18 protein-coding genes are annotated in these 15,842 nt (G+C 41.6%); 16 read left to right on the top strand and 2 right to left on the bottom strand.

Annotation, left to right across the window (positions count from 1 at the left end):
* Positions 1-24: 24 nt before the first annotated feature.
* Positions 25-645 carry a TetR family transcriptional regulator gene (locus tag MHI25_RS14115; protein WP_076126175.1) on the bottom strand — a complete coding sequence of 207 codons (621 nt, stop codon included), beginning with the start codon at positions 643-645 and terminating at the stop codon, positions 25-27.
* A gap of 296 nt (positions 646-941) precedes the next feature.
* Between MHI25_RS14115 and mraY the strand changes: the two genes are divergently transcribed.
* From mraY to MHI25_RS14195, 16 genes are all read left to right on the top strand, one after another.
* Positions 942-1,895 (top strand): phospho-N-acetylmuramoyl-pentapeptide-transferase, encoded by a 954-nt coding sequence (gene mraY / locus MHI25_RS14120; protein ID WP_340395555.1) that lies wholly within the window; start codon positions 942-944, stop codon positions 1,893-1,895.
* Between the two features lie 106 nt (positions 1,896-2,001).
* Positions 2,002-2,313, top strand: a complete 312-nt coding sequence (locus MHI25_RS14125; protein WP_076183917.1) for a helix-turn-helix transcriptional regulator — start codon at positions 2,002-2,004, stop codon at positions 2,311-2,313.
* 81 nt (positions 2,314-2,394) lie between these two features.
* Positions 2,395-3,564, top strand: a complete 1,170-nt coding sequence (locus tag MHI25_RS14130) for an MFS transporter (protein WP_340395556.1) — start codon at positions 2,395-2,397, stop codon at positions 3,562-3,564.
* Positions 3,565-3,716: 152 nt separating this feature from the next.
* On the top strand, positions 3,717-4,337 hold the full coding sequence (locus MHI25_RS14135; RefSeq protein ID WP_076126181.1) for a thermonuclease family protein: 621 nt from the start codon (positions 3,717-3,719) through the stop codon (positions 4,335-4,337).
* Between the two features lie 67 nt (positions 4,338-4,404).
* Entirely contained in the window at positions 4,405-4,845 is a 441-nt protein-coding gene (locus MHI25_RS14140) for an NUDIX hydrolase (protein WP_248548331.1), read from the top strand.
* Positions 4,846-5,046: 201 nt separating this feature from the next.
* Entirely contained in the window at positions 5,047-5,406 is a 360-nt protein-coding gene (locus MHI25_RS14145; RefSeq protein ID WP_076126183.1) for a BlaI/MecI/CopY family transcriptional regulator, read from the top strand.
* 11 nt (positions 5,407-5,417) lie between these two features.
* Positions 5,418-6,950: a M56 family metallopeptidase gene (locus MHI25_RS14150; protein ID WP_340395557.1), complete on the top strand. Its 1,533-nt coding sequence runs from the start codon at positions 5,418-5,420 to the stop codon at positions 6,948-6,950.
* A gap of 135 nt (positions 6,951-7,085) precedes the next feature.
* Positions 7,086-8,189, top strand: a complete 1,104-nt coding sequence (locus MHI25_RS14155) for a PRK06851 family protein (protein ID WP_076183817.1) — start codon at positions 7,086-7,088, stop codon at positions 8,187-8,189.
* 148 nt (positions 8,190-8,337) lie between these two features.
* Positions 8,338-9,054 (top strand): AzlC family ABC transporter permease, encoded by a 717-nt coding sequence (locus MHI25_RS14160; protein ID WP_076183819.1) that lies wholly within the window; start codon positions 8,338-8,340, stop codon positions 9,052-9,054.
* A complete protein-coding gene (locus tag MHI25_RS14165) occupies positions 9,051-9,362 on the top strand; it encodes an AzlD domain-containing protein (protein WP_036686713.1) in 312 nt (103 codons plus the stop codon). The genes MHI25_RS14160 and MHI25_RS14165 overlap by 4 nt, the downstream gene beginning before the upstream one ends.
* Before the next feature lie 31 nt (positions 9,363-9,393).
* Positions 9,394-10,893: a PLP-dependent aminotransferase family protein gene (locus MHI25_RS14170; protein WP_340395558.1), complete on the top strand. Its 1,500-nt coding sequence runs from the start codon at positions 9,394-9,396 to the stop codon at positions 10,891-10,893.
* 36 nt (positions 10,894-10,929) lie between these two features.
* Positions 10,930-11,919, top strand: coding sequence for an ROK family protein (locus tag MHI25_RS14175; RefSeq protein ID WP_339282054.1), 990 nt, complete (start codon positions 10,930-10,932; stop codon positions 11,917-11,919).
* Positions 11,920-11,999: 80 nt separating this feature from the next.
* The gene (locus MHI25_RS14180) at positions 12,000-12,269 is read left to right on the top strand and encodes a PQ-loop domain-containing transporter (protein ID WP_076126195.1); all 270 of its coding nucleotides are present in this window, start codon (positions 12,000-12,002) and stop codon (positions 12,267-12,269) included.
* Positions 12,270-12,315: 46 nt separating this feature from the next.
* Positions 12,316-13,191, top strand: a complete 876-nt coding sequence (locus tag MHI25_RS14185) for a serine/threonine protein kinase (protein ID WP_340395559.1) — start codon at positions 12,316-12,318, stop codon at positions 13,189-13,191.
* Positions 13,192-13,239: 48 nt separating this feature from the next.
* Positions 13,240-13,659, top strand: a complete 420-nt coding sequence (locus tag MHI25_RS14190) for an NUDIX domain-containing protein (protein WP_143766420.1) — start codon at positions 13,240-13,242, stop codon at positions 13,657-13,659.
* 64 nt (positions 13,660-13,723) lie between these two features.
* The gene (locus tag MHI25_RS14195) at positions 13,724-14,257 is read left to right on the top strand and encodes a hypothetical protein (RefSeq protein ID WP_340395560.1); all 534 of its coding nucleotides are present in this window, start codon (positions 13,724-13,726) and stop codon (positions 14,255-14,257) included.
* Between the two features lie 11 nt (positions 14,258-14,268).
* Here the strand turns inward: MHI25_RS14195 and MHI25_RS14200 are convergent, their stop codons facing one another.
* Positions 14,269-14,703: a DUF4395 domain-containing protein gene (locus MHI25_RS14200; RefSeq protein ID WP_076126204.1), complete on the bottom strand. Its 435-nt coding sequence runs from the start codon at positions 14,701-14,703 to the stop codon at positions 14,269-14,271.
* Positions 14,704-15,842 lie beyond the last annotated feature (1,139 nt).

The raw sequence follows: 15,842 nt of genomic DNA on the forward strand, positions 1-15,842 counted from the left end.
TGATGAAAACTGATTGTTAGCCTATTAGAATCCGTTGCGTAAATATCCGTAAATAGTTTCCAAAAATTGATCGAACGTAAGCGTTTCAGGACTTGGATCGTCGCTCGTCGTTTGTCCCGGAAGCAGCACATTAAGTTTTCCGTCAATTAAGGGAAGTACAGTTCCGTAAACCGAATTTATAAGCAGATAAGTATAGACCTCGTCATACTTACCATTTGACAAGTGCAACAATGTTTTTTGTGCTCCAGTTTGCGTAAGATGTATTGCTCTTAGATAATGGGGCTCGAGAGCTGGGAATTTTCGGGAAAGTAAAGAAAGCTCACGCAACCTCCCTATAAGCTCAGATGTAAGTTGCATCTTAATTAGTTGATATAAGGTATCCAGCAGGGAGGCATTATCAGGAATTTTGGTGAGCAATTCTTCATACTCATTCGTGTTCCGTACGGTAACTGCTCCCATCGCAACTGCCTCTTCCTTGCATGTGAAATAGTTTGCGAAAGTTCTTCTGGAGTAGCCAGCTTTTTGCACGATATCTTCAACAACAAAACCGTCTAACCCATGTTCAAGTGCAAGTTCGAATGCCGCTTCAGCTAGCGCTTTTTCAGTGGCTTCTTTTTTGAAATCTCTCAACGTTTGTTTAATCATAATTTTATGTATACACCTCCCATATGGCTGTTATTGTGGTGAAGATTAGGATTAATGACTATATACTAATGTAAACTTGCCCAAAGTGCAAACTTTCTCATTGGGCAAGTTTAAGCTTTGGGATCTGCTTATAGAAAACTCTTAGCTGTTACACACCAGAAAACAGGAAATAAAAATAGAATAATTTCTCTTTATCAACAGATGAAAAGAGTACATAATTACAGACGACCTCATTAACTCTAGAAATATTTTGTGAGTATTATAAATGATCTTTTTCAAAGAGGGGAGTTCGTTATATGTATGGAATTCTGGCTGTTTCCGGCCTGTCTTTTCTTCTGGTGGCGGTGTTTACGCCTCTATTAATCTGGACGCTGCATCGACTGAGGTTAACGCAGCCAATTCGTGCCGAGCTTCCAGCAGAGCATCAGGCCAAACGGGGTACACCACTAATGGCAGGGTTGATCCTGCTTATCGGGATAGCGATTTCGCTGCAGTTTCAACCCGGGCCTCTAATGTTACTCTTATGCGTTACGTTTTTGTTGTTTAGTTCAGTCGGATTTTTGGATGATTTCAAAAAGGCTTTTTGGCAAAATCCATCCGGCATCAGCGGCCGCTCAAAACTAGTGCTTCAATTTCTTTTTACTGGAATTATATTATATGTGTTGTTCCATTCGTTCGGCCTGACGAGTAATATCGAGTTATTTAAAGGGCAAAATCTGCAGTTGCCTTTGTACCTTTATGTGGCCATCATTTTGCTGTTTGTGGTCGGATCCGCGAATGCCATCAATTTTACAGATGGTCTCGATGGGCTGCTGATCAATGTTGCCATATCGTCGTATTTTTTCTTTTTTATGATTTCGGACAAACCTGAAGTGCAGACATTTTCACTTGTTATGATCGGTTGTCTGCTAGGGCTTTTGCTTTACAATATTTATCCTGCAAGAGCGTTTATGGGCGATACTGGATCACTCGCGATCGGTGGCTCCCTTTCCGTTCTGGCTGTCATTGAAAAGGTTGAGCTTTTGATTCCGATTTTGTTTTTCGTTTATTTTGCGGAGCAGTTGTCGGTCATTTTACAAGTTTGGTACTACAAACGGACGAAGCTGCGGCTATTCCGGATGGCTCCGATCCATTACCACTTCAGCTTAAAATACGGATGGAGTGAAAACAAAATCGTGATGATTTTCGGTTTCATTTCTTGGGTATCTGTACTGCTGTGCTGGTTGATATGGAAATATTTAATTCACTAAACGAACAATTCGATACGAAATATGAATCTACATAATGTTATTGCAACAACGAGACATCGGCATCTTTTGTATTTACAAATCTATAAAAATAGATATAATGGAACACATGGAACCTTTATTGATATTCAAAGCGTTGTCTAACGAGACTCGTAGTCAAATTATGATGTGGCTAAAAACTCCCGAGGAATTTTTTGATGAAAAGCCTTATTTACAACAAGGCCTAAATTTTCAAATTGGGATTTGCGTGGGAGATATTCAAGCTAAAGCGGGGCTTGCACAGTCGGTTATTTCGAGCTATCTATTGACTATGCAAAAAGCTGGTTTGCTGGAATCTGAGCGAATTGGGAAGTGGACGTATTATCGTCGAAACGAAAAGACAATTCAAGAGTTTTCCGAGTATATTAAAGAGAAACTATAGGAGAGAGGAGGGAGGGCTTTTTTTTGATAATACATATCTACAAATCTGAATATGTAAATATAAATGGAGGATTATTTTAAAATGAAAAAGGTTAACCCTTTACTTATTATTATTTTGGCTTTAGGCGTATTTGGCATTATTACAACGGAAATGGGGATTATAGGTGTTCTGCCACAGGTAACTCAAAAATTTAATATATCAACTTCTCAGTCTGGATGGCTTGTAAGTATATTTGCTTTAGTTGTTGCTATTTCAGGTCCATTTCTGACCTTATTGGCTTCTGGAATTAATCGTAAAGTAATTCTATTAACTGCTGTACTTATTTTTGCAATTTCAAATATTGTTTATGCGTATACGACCATGTTTGAAGTAATGCTGATTTTCCGTATTATCCCTGCTATTTTTCATCCCGTGTTTTTTTCAGTTGCACTTGTTACCGCTGCCCAACTTGTCCCTCCGGAAAAGAGCACCAAAGCAGTTACAAAGGTTTTCGCCGGAATAACGGTCGGGTTTGCTTTTGGTGTGCCTTTAACTTCTTATCTCGCGGACAAAATTTCGTTAGAAGTCGCTTTTCTATTTGGAGCTGTCGTAAGTATAATTGCCTTTTTAGGAATACTATCTTGGCTTCCTTCCATGCCAGTTAAAGAAAAAATGTCATATGGTAAACAACTTGGTATTTTACGCAAACCCCTATTGTGGTTAAATATTGTGGCAGTTATTTTTATCTTTGCAGCTATGTTTTCTGTGTACAGTTACTTTGCTGAATATCTTGGGCAGGTAACACATATGAACGGGTCATGGATTAGTATCATGTTGATGGCCTTTGGGATAATCATGATTTTTGGGAATTTTTTATTTGGAAGCCTTTTGCATAAAGGCATTACAAAGACCGTTATCATGTTTCCATTGTTATATGCGGTAACTTACTTATTCGTATATTATCTAGGTTCTTATTTCCTTCCGATGGTTGTTATCATAATCATTTGGGGGGCAGTGCATTCCGGCGGACTGATTGTCAGTCAAGCATGGTTAACGACCGAAGCGAAAGAAGCTCCCGAATTCGGTAACAGCTTGTTTATCTCATTTTCCAACCTTGGAATTACTATAGGGACTGCTATCGGTGGTTGGGTTATTTTTCACGCAGGAATACATCAACTCATCTGGATCGGAATTATGTTTTCCCTGCTTGCTTTCTTATCGATCATAATCAAAATAAAGATTTCCAAATTAAACGTGGTGGAAGTAGAGTAAAAGCGAAACAGCGATAGCCAAGAATCTTTTTTCTGGTACATGGCTGTCGCTGTTTTCTATGATTAGTAGTACAGTCTTGTGTTTTTAAGTTTTTTAATTTATTTTTAATAGACCCCATGAAATTACATACGTGTATAAGAAAGAGGTTAACAATGAATAAGATTTATCTAGTAAAAAGCTTTTTAGCTATCACACTCTTACTTGGAACAACAACTGCCTGCAACTTAGCCGAGCAGATTACTTTAGAGCCAGTTCCAACGATTACGGCTGATTCCAGTTCTGGATTGGGTTCTACGCCAGACAATACAACAGAGGACAACAAACGTTTAATAGATGCAAAGGTAACAAGAGTAGTCGATGGTGACACCATGAAGCTGACTATAGGCGGCAAAAAGGAAACCATTCGTTTATTGCTGGTTGATACTCCAGAGTCAGTGAATCCGAACATCCCCGAACCACAGCCCTTTTCGCTAGAAGCTTCTGATTTCGCCAAAAAGATGCTTACGGATAAAGATGTACAAATTGAACTTGATGTATCGGAGCGGGACAAATATGGCCGCCTACTTTGTTACCTCTATATAGATGGGAAAATGTTCAATGAGATTCTGCTAGAGCAGGGTTATGCACGTGTAGCCTATGTATTTGCACCTAATACAAAATACGTAGATCAATTTCGAGCGATTCAGGATAAGGCGCGAGAGCGGGGAATAGGTATTTGGAGCATTGAAAATTACGCGCAAGACAATGGTTTTCATGTGCAGAAAAAGAAATAAACTTTAATTAGCTTAGGATATTTGAGCCTATTAGAAGAAAGGATGTAGTTTTTTGAGCGATTATATTATGGAGTTAAGAAAGCTGGTAGGTACCAGACCCCTTATAATGGCAGGTGCCTGTGTTTTATTGTGCAGCAATCATCAATTATTATTACAACGTAGAACGGACAACGGATGCTGGGGTTTGCCAGGTGGCTCGATGGAGCTTGGGGAGACTTTAGAAGAGGTCGCTAAGAGGGAGCTTTTTGAGGAAACGGGCTTAACAGCCAAAGGTCTTGAATTGTTCGACATGTTCTCTGGAAAAGATCTTTATTATAAATACCCGCACGGGGATGAAGTATATAATGTTGTGGCTGCGTATCTATGCACAGACTTTGATGGGGCGCTAAAAGTAGATGGAATTGAAGTGCAAGAATTGCGTTTTTTTTGTTATGAAGAATTGCCAAGCGAGCTGTCTCCTCCAGATGTTCCCGTCATTAAGAGGTTTTTGGATCGTTTTGTGAAGTGATGTCGGATGGTATTCAAAAGATTAAAGAGGGCTGCCTAGTGGTAGCCCTTTCTTTAGTTTGCCATTTCCTCGGAAGTTTCAGTACAACCACGAATTTTCCTGTTGAAAATAACTATAGCAGCAGTGTTGACTTCGTCAAACTATTGGAGTAGTCTGTATCCAAGACCCAAACTATTGCAATAGTGTAAGGAGATGATTTAAATGACTATTAAACTTTTTGATTCGGAACTTAAAGTAATGGAAGTGTTATGGAAAGAAGGAGATAGGTCTGCCAAACAAATTTCTGATATTTTGAAGGCTGAGATTGGTTGGAATATGAATACAACTTATACTGTTATCAAAAAGTGTATTGGTAAAGGTGCAATTGAGCGCTATGAACCTAATTTTATGTGTCATGCGTTAATTGCTAAGGTGCAGGTACAAGAAATGGAGACAGATGAGCTGATTGACAAGGTGTTCAATGGTTCTGTCGACAAGTTATTTGCATCCTTACTTGGGCGTAAGAAATTATCTGCTCAACAGATTGAGAAGCTCAAACAAATCGTCGATAACGTTGAATGAGGTGATGGCCTATGAGCACCTTTATGAATATGAGTTTTACTGCTGCGGTGATGATCGTGGCTATTATTGTCATTCGATCGCTGGTCATCAATAAGCTGCCTAAGAAAACCTTTATGGTGTTATGGGGGGGGGTTGTATACAGACTACTGATTCCCTTTTCTTTGCCGTCACCATTTAGTATTTACACATGGGTTGATAGTTTACCTTTGAATAATTCGAACAATGTGACTTTCGTTAATCCGTCCTCCCCTCTAACCTTACCCATGAATCTAGTAGGTTCGACTTCGACGTCTGAGGTTCAGTCGATTAATAACCATTTGTCTTTTGCTATCTCGTCTATCTTAGTCATTTGGATAATGGGTATGGTTATTTCCGCGTTGTACTTCATCATCACTTATGTGAAATGTCGAAGAGAATTTCATGCTTCTTTGCCTGTTGATCATCCAGTTGCTTTGAAGTGGCTAGATGAACATAAGTTGACTCGCACGATACAGATCCGGCAATTGGATTTAATCCGTTCACCCCTAACCTATGGAATTAAGCATCCAGTAATCCTACTGCCGAAAAATACAGACTGGAGTAATGTTGAGCAGATACAATACATTCTTATGCATGAACTAGTACATATTCGACGATTCGATCAGATAACGAAGCTGATATTAACAGCTGTTCTCTGTGTTCATTGGTTTAACCCGTTAGTGTGGGTCATGTATATGCTGGCTAATCGTGATATTGAACATTCCTGTGATGAAACGGTTGTGCGATCATTTGGCGAAACAACGAAAAGAGCTTATGCGATGTCTCTTATAACAATGGAAGAACGAAAGAATAAGCTAAACCCTTTAAGCAATCATTTTTCAAAAAATGCGATTGAAGAAAGGATTATGATGATTATGAAGATGAAAAAAACGACCACCACTGCGACTGTTCTAGCCATTGTCTTAGTTGTTGGGGCTACGGCTGTTTTTGCAACCAGTTCAGCGAAGTCTGCTGGCTTGAACACGAATCAAGATTCATCTGTGTTGACTCGTGGGGACAATGATAATATTCAGTACTCAACGAATGGAGGAAAGACATGGATGAACCAAGTGGAGTATGAAGCAAAATATCCCGTTTCAGATGTAGAATGGTGGACTTATGATGAATACAAAGCTTGGCTCGAAGATGAAAAAATAGAACTCCCAAAAATAATTGGAGGAAAAGCATGGACCTCGGGAGATGGGTGGTTCACATGGACACAGAAGCGTGTGGATGATGTTATCGCTAGGTATGAAAAAAACCTTGCTGATATTAAGAACGGGACAAAAATTTCAAAGACCGTGAATGGTCAGGACGATATGATGTTGTCCTCTAATGCGACTGAAATAAGTACTTCTGTCTACAGTGAAACCATTTCGTCGGACAACGGTGAGGTTATCTCATTTGGCCCGTTTGACACGAAGGAAGAGCTTCTTGCTAAGGTTAAACCTTACTGTGAGCAACAAGTCAAGCAAGGAAATATGACGCAGAGGGAAGCGAAAGAGATACTGAGCAAATACAATTAAGAAGAATCCAAGAGTGTGTTGTCACATAAATGTTAGATTCCTGCTTAACTTCGATTTCTAAAGCGTCACCCTTCCCGCAGAACGTTAATAAGATGAACAATGAAACATGACATCAGCCCGGAAAGGTGTGCGATTATGGACGGAACAATCCTGAATTTCTTTGCTGGCGGTAACACAGCTCACGGCTTCTCTAACCTCTATGAGTCGTCATTGCAAGGTTTAACACGTTTGTTTGTTTTAAAAGGAGGCCCCGGTACGGGGAAAACTAGAATCATTCGAGAAATTGGAGATCTTCTGGCTCAACAAGGTTATGAGATCTGGTTAATTCACGCAGCGTCAGATAATGATTCACTCGACGGAGTGGTTATTCCTGAATTAAAAGTAGGAATTATAGATGGTACGGCTCCACGGGTCATTAAGCCAGAATTGCCTGAAGAGGCCATCATACATGTGAATTTGGAGCAGGCCGTCGATACGCTCCAGTTAAGCCAGCGTTGTGTTGAGATCGACAGCTTAGTTGATCAGTACACGGAAGAGCATGAACTAGCTTATTCAGGCTTTGCTGAAGCACTCCGCATTCATGACGAATGGGAAGCGATTTATATTGCGACAATGAATTTCCAAGCCGCTGATGAGCTGACTCAGGAGTATATTCAACTTCTGTATGGTGATCAGAACTTCGAAAAAGTAAGCCGAGTGGATCACCGTTTTTTAGGTGCAGCTACGCCTAAGGGTGCAGTGGATTTTGTACCTAATTTAACCGCAGGGCTAAAAAGATATCTTGTAAAAGGTCGCGCGGGTTCCGGTAAATCTACACTTTTAAAAAAATTGGCGGCTGAAGGAATAAAACGTGGTGTCGATGTTGAGATTTACCACTGTGGTTTCGATCCGAACAGCCTTGATATGATTATCGTACGCGAGCTTGGGTTTGCTATTTTTGACAGCACAGCTCCGCATGAGTATTTCCCTGACCGTGCTACCGACGAGATTGTTGATATGTATTCACGGTGCATTCAGCCAGGTACGGATGAAGCTTTTGCCGAAGCCATCGCAGGTATTAAAGAGCGATATTCCAGCACCATGAAACAATCCATTCAACATCTGACAGATGCCAAAGTATTTTTGGATGAGTTAAAGACAATCTATGCCGCAGCTACAGATTTTGACCATGTAGATCAGATTAAATCACAAATTCAACAAGAAATCAGCGGGATTATGGAAAGTCCTCAGGAGGTTTAACCTTCATTAAAGATCGCTCTCTTAGCGGGCGGTCTTTTTTCTATGTCAAGAAATTGGTATGGTACATACGCACCCATGCGGTTATTTCCACCAGAATTGTATCCAAGTATGCTCTCTCTAGGGACAACGATAAGGGAGAGAGAAACTTATGAGTGATCAGAAAGTGATGTTTAGAACGGGTCTTAAGGATTCTGTAGCTATTGTTGCAGGATTTATTCCTGCTTGTTTTACGTTTGGATTGGTCGGTAAGGGATTAGGCCTGGGGAGTCTGGAAGTGTTCTTATTGTCAGCGCTCGTATTTGCGGGAGCCAGCCAATTTATTGGCGTGAAAATGCTTGCTGCTGGGGCCGCCGCTCCAATGATCCTGCTGCTTACGTTGATCATTAATTTAAGATATTTGTTTATCAGCCTATCTTTTGGGAGTCAGCTTGACCGTACAATCAATCCGCTGGCCAAAGTCTGGATTGGGTTCAGTTTAACAGAAGAAGTGTACGCTGTTAGTATGATCCCCCGCAATCATTCAAAAGAAAATATAACTCTTCCATATTTGCTGGGTCTACAAATTCCTCCGTATATAGCAAATTTACTGGCAACAGCTGCGGGAATATCGCTGGCATCCTACATTCCGGCTGTATACTTACCTGCTTTGAACACCTCATTATATGCCTTACTGATAGCACTAGTAGTGCCACAACTAAAGGGAAGCATTCGGAATTTGGCCATATGTTTAGCAGCGGCGGGTTCTTCATGGCTTCTACATCCCGTACTTGGAAACTCCTCGATACTTGCAGCTATGTTAATGGGTATGGCAGTAGGGTCCTTATTTCGAGAGCAAGCTGAAGTAGAAAAGGAGGTCTCCGTATGACTATTCTGATCATTATCGGGATGGCAATCCTTACATTTTCATTTCGTTTTGTACCTTTGCTGCTGACAAAGCATACGAATGGCTCTTCCAAAGTCCAAGCTTTGTTGGAATATTTGCCTATCGCGGTTCTTAGTGCTTTAACGGTTCCTGGGATATTTCAGGTGGACGCAGATGACAATCTTGTAGGTATCGCTTCGGGTATAGTCGCTGTTATACTGGTATTAATTAGGAAAATACCACTGTTACTTGTGATCTTAGGTGCTGTTTCTGCAGCACTAATTGTAAAAATCCTTACTATGAACCATTAAGAAAACCCGGATTAGAAGGGTAGGAAATCTTATGAAGCATGAATTGCTGATTACTCTCGATAAACAAAGACCCATTCCATTAAGCCGTCAAATTTATGAGCAGGTTCGTAATGCTATCCATTCAGGAGCTTTAAGTGGGGGGGATTCACTGCCTCCATCAAGGACTTTGGCTAATCAACTGGAAGTATCCAGAAGTGTAATTCTTCAATCCTACGAGCTACTACAAGCAGAGGGTTATCTGGAGATGAGAAAAGGGGCAGGAACCTATATAGCGAGGCTGCCGGTGGAGGAGAAAGACCCCCAGGATTCTGAGAACCCTTACAATTTTATAACGAAAGGTCCTGATTTCCTTACACTCAATCCTTCTTCTATTATAGAAAACGACTTGAACACAGTATTATGTAATTTTCGGCACGGTGTACCTGCATGGGACGCTTTTCCAATGGATCAGTGGCAAAAAGCATTAATGAATGCCTGTCGTCGTGCATCTCCTGATACTTTGGGTTACGGCCCGGTCGAGGGCTCTTTGGGACTACGCCAAGAGATTGCACGTTTATTACGGTCCACACGTTCGATGCCCGTGGTTCCGGAGCAAATTGTGATTACATCTGGGGCTACGCAGGCATTGGATATATTATCGAGAATTTTTGTTTCAAAAGGTGATCATGTTATTGTTGAAGATCCATCACATAACGTTGTGCGGGAGATTTTTTCGTTCGCTGGAGCGGTGGTTACACCCATAAGGGTTGACCTAGAGGGTATTTCTGTAGATGAGCTTCAAGTAAGCTGTGATACCATCAAAGAAGGTCCTCATAAAAAACCAAAACTAGCTTATGTCACTCCCTCGCATCAGTTTCCTTTCGGGGTGACCCTGTCGATGAAACGAAGAGTGCAGTTACTGGAATGGGCCAAAGCCAATCAAGCTTTTATTATTGAAGATGATTATGATAGTGAATACAGGTACGAGGGTCCGAAGCTATCATCACTTGCTGGACTAGATGTTGACGGTAGAGTAATTTATGTAGGCAGTTTTAGTAAAGTGTTATTTCCTTCTCTGCGCATAGGTTATGTTGTATTGCCTCCGACTTTGATTCAACCTTTTTTGGCGGTCAAATGGATAACAGATCGTATGTCTTCTGCTCTGGATCAGGAAGCGTTGGCGGAATTTATTCAGAATGGACATTATGCAAGGCATGTTACACAGATGGGGAAACTTTATGCTGCCCGCAGGGCTTGTCTAGTAAAAAGTTTAGATGCTGAATTTGGCAGTCGTGTACGCTATTATGGGGAAGAGGCGGGTCTTCATTTATTAATTGAACTGGAATCCAATGCCGAAGAGTATCGTATAGCTGAATTGGCGTTACGATATGGAGTTCGGGTCTATCCTGCGTCTTCTTATTTCGTGGGCAGTAAACCTCAAGGTCCTGTCTTTCTACTTGGTTATTCTAATCTCACCGAGAATCAGATTAAGATGGGTGTGAACCGCTTGATGTTAGCTGAAACGGAAGCGGCAGTTAGTACTAGAACTTAATCGAAAGCGATAGAATATCTAATTCTGGAGGTTTTTATGAAACGGTATATGATAGGGATTGATCTTGGCGGAACCAATATTAAAGCAGGGATTTACGATACTGATTTTATAGCTGTAAAAGAAAGATCTATACCAACAGAGGCTGCTAAGGGCCCAGCCCATGTGTTGGGACGGATTAGAGAAGCAGTATGTTTAATCACGGATGAAGCGAATATTCCATTAGATTTGGTAGAAGGAATGGGAATCGGAGTGCCAGGATTACTTGATCCAGTAACGGGAATTTCTTTTTTCTCACCGAATTTTCCGGATTGGGAGCATGTACATGTTGTAGATGAGATGAAAAAATTCTATGACTTTCCTACTTTTATTGATAATGATGTTAGGGCTAATCTTTATGGTGAATGGCAACAAGGTGCAGGAAGAGGGTATAACAATCTGGTTCTGATTACCTTGGGAACGGGATTAGGGTCGGGTATTGTGAACGACGGAAAAGTGATCTACGGTACGTCTTATAGCGCTGGTGAAATTGGGCATATGAATATGTACAGGCACGGGCGTCCCTGCAAATGTGGAAGCTCCGGTTGTTTGGGGCGATATGTGTCCGCGATTGGCATGGTGAATACTTTTAAAGAGAAGCTGAAAGAAGGTCGAACAAGTATTATTCAGACTTGGACTAAGGATCAAGTTGAGCAAATTACCGCGTTAATGATATCTGAGGCTTACGAACTTGGAGACGCTCTCTCTATGGAAGTAATGCAGGAGACTGGAACTATACTTGGATTTGGATTAGCGAATGTTGTGAATATCCTCAACCCGGATCTTATTATTGTAGGTGGGGGAATGGCAGCGGCGGGAGATAAATTGCTCCAACCTGTAAGAGAGACTGTGCATCAGCATGCGTTGAAGCTATCAAGCAGTAAGTGTAAAATTGTTCAAGCAGAGCTTGGGAGTCGAGCAGGAACTATAGGTGCGGCCTCTTATGCGTATAGTAAGCTGCAAGATGCAGGGAAATTAAACTTTGCTTAGTGTTAATTGTTTTTTTACATGAAATGGAACCAGATCGAGCCGCCCGGAATACAACTGTATAAAACCGTGGAGGTGCTCTTATGTTTGCAATCATGCAATTAATAGGTGGAGTGATTCTTTCTTTGGGATGGATCCCGCAGATTGTTCAAATCCTCAAATCAAAATCCGTAGCCGATTTAAATCTCAAATCGTATTTACTTATGCTGCTCGGGATTAGTCTAATGGAAGCTTATGCGATCAGTTTGGCGGTTACGGGGGTTGGATTAGCTTTTTTGATTACGAATACGATGTCTTTATGTGTTGTATTGCTGGTTATTATTCTAGTGATTAAATATCGAACAAGACCATGAATGAAGCTTATAAATTTAATCTAGAAAGTGAATGCAGGAGGTTAATTTGCGCGAAAAAAATTATACATATGAAATCGATGCGATAACTTTTCAATTACAGGAAGCCTGTGATTTTGCTTGGTTAACTAAGCTGGGAAAAGTGTTTAAAGTGTTCGATCAGCAAGACTCCGGAAATCTTTCTTTTGGCGTGGAGCAGGATGGGAAGAAGTATTTTGTGAAATTTGCTGGGGCGAAACCTTTGACTTATGCCGGGAATCCTCGGGATGCTGTTAACCGTTTAATTGAAGCTATTCCGTTATATAACGAACTTAGATATGATGCGCTGATCACGCTACTGTCGCATTATGAGGTTGAGTCGGGGTATGTAGCAGTCTTTGATTGGTTTGCAGGTGAATGTTTACATTCGCATTGGCTGTTTGCGGGAGAAGCGAAGCTGAGTCATCCGGAGTCGCCTTTTTTTCGTTATAAGCAATTATCCGTTGAAAAACGTCTGTCTTCATTAGATGTAATCTTTTCGTTTCATGAATATGTGGAGTTACAGGGTTATGTGGCTGTCGATTTTTATGATGGAAGTATTCTATATGATTTTGTAAACGATGAAACTAAAATTTGTGATATTGATTATTATAGACGTAAGCCTACTGTAAATGATCTAGGAGAGAACTTCTGGGGTTCATCCAGATTTAAGTCACCGGAAGAGTTTATCTTGGATGCACCGATTGATGAAGTTACGAATGTATTTAATATGGGCGCCACAGCATTTGTTTTGTTAGGAGGAGCATCCGATCGATCGTTTGCAAAATGGGAAACCAGCCAAGCCCTCTACGAGGTTGCTTTGCGGGCTGTCAGTGCGGTGAGGGAGCAGCGGTATCGGAATGTAGCAGAATTTAAATTGGCTTGGGATGCGGCAAAAAATGTTTGAGGCTGGTGGGAAGGCGAGGGATATAATTTGCAGGTAAACTTTTTTGAGTTGGATAAGGAAAAAGAAGTTGAGCTGAAGTACGTTGTTATTATGGTTAAACATGGTGAAGAATGGATCTTAGCGAGACATCAGAACCGTTCGACGTGGGAGTTTGCCGGAGGGCATATAGAGGTTGGCGAAATCCCGGAGCAGGCTGCTGCCAGAGAATTATATGAAGAAACGGGTGCGGAACAATTCTCACTTTTTCCAATAGCTATTTATAGGGTCACTAGTATCGACGCTCCAGAAAATTATGGTAAGTTATATTTTGCAAATGTGGAACAGTTCGCAGAACTTCCTCCTTATGAGATGGCAGAAATCAGAGGATTTACTGAGATACCAAAAGAGCTGACGTATCCCTTGATTTACCCAGCCTTGATATCAAAAGTTCAGGATTTCATTAACCATTCATCTTCAGCTGTAGGATAAGAATGATAGCCCTGCTGTTGTCACATGATATGATTAATAAATAGAACAAGCAGGAGGGATTTCATTGAAAAGAGACATTCAGCATGTACCGTATGGCTATGAGCCACCAGTTGAGCAACGTAAAGGGACTTTAGTGTTTTACGACTCTTTTGAACATATAACAGATCAAGAGCTTGAAGTGGCGGCAAAAACTGCAACAGACCGGCGTTTCACCAAACTGGTGTTATATCCACTTCATGAGGAAACGGTGCGACGGATGACCAAAGAGCCGGTGAGCGCTTATTATAAGCGAGAGGACCGGCTGCATGAATGGAAAAGGGAGCAAGGGCGTAGCTTTATCACGGTAGAGAGTTTGGAAGGGAAGCGAAAGAAGTATACTCCGCTTGATTCAGCGTTGCGGCATCTTTTGGAGATCTATCCTTCGCCGATTTTTCTGTATTTAACGCCTGAGGTGGCGAATCAGTTTGCGTCTTATTCTTCTTTTGAAGAGTGGATTGTAAAGATTCGGTTATTGTTGCCATCTGCACCTTCATCACTGCATCCACGGTTACTAAAATTTCGCCATCGCTGGGATGTTGTTGGAGAAGAGAGAGATTAAGATTAACAAATTTAATTTGTGCTGCTTTGTTTACGTCTATAATTGTACATTCTCCATTGATAATGGATAAAACATCCGATACAAAAACCTAGGATTGCCACAGTGGCGGCCACCGCAACGAGCGCTGTGAAAATGTAAGCTGCGATCGTCCAGCCAACGATGAAGCTGATCAGACCCCCTGCGAGGCAGAAGACAGCTATGCTTTGATTAAACTGTTGTTGTGACCAGTCTTCGAGTACATAGTGGGAACGCTCTTTTGTCAGAAACCTGGCAGCTAGCTTAATGATGGGATTATAACCGAACAAAAGACCGAGCAATCCGGCAAACAAGGGCAGCGCTAGTATCCAGTGTTGTCCTGTTAGCCATGTTAATATTACAGAAATGACGATAAACGCCTGATTAGTTTTTACTAATGGCCGGGGAATTCCTTTGGGCACGTTTTGCATTTTATTCACACCTTTCTCATTGGAATAATTATAGTATATGCTGTGATTGTGGGAATGGGAAGTAGATAATTTCAAGCGGACGTGGGGTGTCGGGAGTTGATTTAGGGAGGGAGAGAGAAGGTATGGAGATGGCTGGAAGCGGATGGGGAAGATGGGGCGGATGGAGGCAGATGAAGCAGATGGGCGGATGAAGCAGACGGGCTAGAAGGGGGCAGATGGAGCAAATGGGGCGAGTGGGGACAGAAGGAGCAGATGGGCTGGATGGAGGCAGGTAGTAATTTATTGCGAAAATACAGATGGACATTAATAGCATCCACCCACCCAGCACATTACGTCCTCACCTCCTCTCCACAGCACATTGGGCCTTCTCTCGTTCACACCATCTCGTTCACCTCATCTGCTTCACACCATCTCCTGCATACCATCTCGTTCACCTCATCGCCTTCACTCCATCGGACCCCAGAGTCCTTATTTGCTGGAAAAGTAACCTTTTGAAAGATTAACGGACCCCATTGCAGCTATGAGCACAAAAAGGGATGAAAACAGTCCGGTTTGAGGGGAATAGCGACGGTGAGGTCCGGAAAATTGTGAAAGGACATGATTTAGCGCAAATAGCTGCATCTGAGTCCGATAGGAATGTTAGCTTGAGAGCAAGTGTAGTACATGGAAAACAAAAGTGTGGGAGTAAGTGTGAAGCAAGGGAGTAGACGGACAAATGCAAGCGCGGAAATAGTGTGAGGCAAGTGTGCGATCTAATGAAGCTTAATAGCTCGATGAGAAGTAAATGTGAAGTAGAAGGATGTACGAAGTTAGGAGCTATCGGACCCCAGAGTCCTTATATGCTGGAAAAGTAACCTTTTGAGTAATTATCGGACTCCATTGCAGCTATGTGCACAAAATGGGATGAAAACAGTCCGGTTTGAGGGGAATAGCGACGGTGAGGTCCGAAAAATTGTGAAAGGACATGATTTAGCGCAAATAGCTGCATCTGAGTCCGATAGAAATGTTAGCTTGAGAGCAAGTGTAGTACATGGAAAACAAAAGTATGGGAGTAAGTGTGAAGCAAGGGAGTACACGGACAAATGCATGCGCGGAAATAGGGTGAGGCATGTGTGCGACCTAATGAAGCTAATAGCTCG

Origin of the sequence: Paenibacillus sp. FSL E2-0177, assembly GCF_037992975.1 — a bacterium.
Taxonomy (GTDB): Bacteria; Bacillota; Bacilli; order Paenibacillales; family Paenibacillaceae; genus Paenibacillus_AQ; species Paenibacillus_AQ odorifer.

Excerpts from the sequence above, each read along its gene's own strand:
- MHI25_RS14115 (WP_076126175.1), bottom strand. The coding sequence starts at position 645 with ATGATTAAACAAACGTTGAGAGATTTCAAAAAAGAAGCCACTGAAAAA.
- mraY (WP_340395555.1), top strand. The coding sequence starts at position 942 with ATGTATGGAATTCTGGCTGTTTCCGGCCTGTCTTTTCTTCTGGTGGCG.
- MHI25_RS14150 (WP_340395557.1), top strand. The coding sequence starts at position 5,418 with ATGAGCACCTTTATGAATATGAGTTTTACTGCTGCGGTGATGATCGTG.
- MHI25_RS14165 (WP_036686713.1), top strand. The coding sequence starts at position 9,051 with ATGACTATTCTGATCATTATCGGGATGGCAATCCTTACATTTTCATTT.
- MHI25_RS14125 (WP_076183917.1), top strand. The coding sequence starts at position 2,002 with ATGGAACCTTTATTGATATTCAAAGCGTTGTCTAACGAGACTCGTAGT.
- MHI25_RS14135 (WP_076126181.1), top strand. The coding sequence starts at position 3,717 with ATGAATAAGATTTATCTAGTAAAAAGCTTTTTAGCTATCACACTCTTA.
- MHI25_RS14155 (WP_076183817.1), top strand. The coding sequence starts at position 7,086 with ATGGACGGAACAATCCTGAATTTCTTTGCTGGCGGTAACACAGCTCAC.
- MHI25_RS14170 (WP_340395558.1), top strand. The coding sequence starts at position 9,394 with ATGAAGCATGAATTGCTGATTACTCTCGATAAACAAAGACCCATTCCA.
- MHI25_RS14200 (WP_076126204.1), bottom strand. The coding sequence starts at position 14,703 with ATGCAAAACGTGCCCAAAGGAATTCCCCGGCCATTAGTAAAAACTAAT.
- MHI25_RS14140 (WP_248548331.1), top strand. The coding sequence starts at position 4,405 with ATGGAGTTAAGAAAGCTGGTAGGTACCAGACCCCTTATAATGGCAGGT.
- MHI25_RS14180 (WP_076126195.1), top strand. The coding sequence starts at position 12,000 with ATGTTTGCAATCATGCAATTAATAGGTGGAGTGATTCTTTCTTTGGGA.
- MHI25_RS14175 (WP_339282054.1), top strand. The coding sequence starts at position 10,930 with ATGAAACGGTATATGATAGGGATTGATCTTGGCGGAACCAATATTAAA.
- MHI25_RS14130 (WP_340395556.1), top strand. The coding sequence starts at position 2,395 with ATGAAAAAGGTTAACCCTTTACTTATTATTATTTTGGCTTTAGGCGTA.
- MHI25_RS14145 (WP_076126183.1), top strand. The coding sequence starts at position 5,047 with ATGACTATTAAACTTTTTGATTCGGAACTTAAAGTAATGGAAGTGTTA.
- MHI25_RS14160 (WP_076183819.1), top strand. The coding sequence starts at position 8,338 with ATGAGTGATCAGAAAGTGATGTTTAGAACGGGTCTTAAGGATTCTGTA.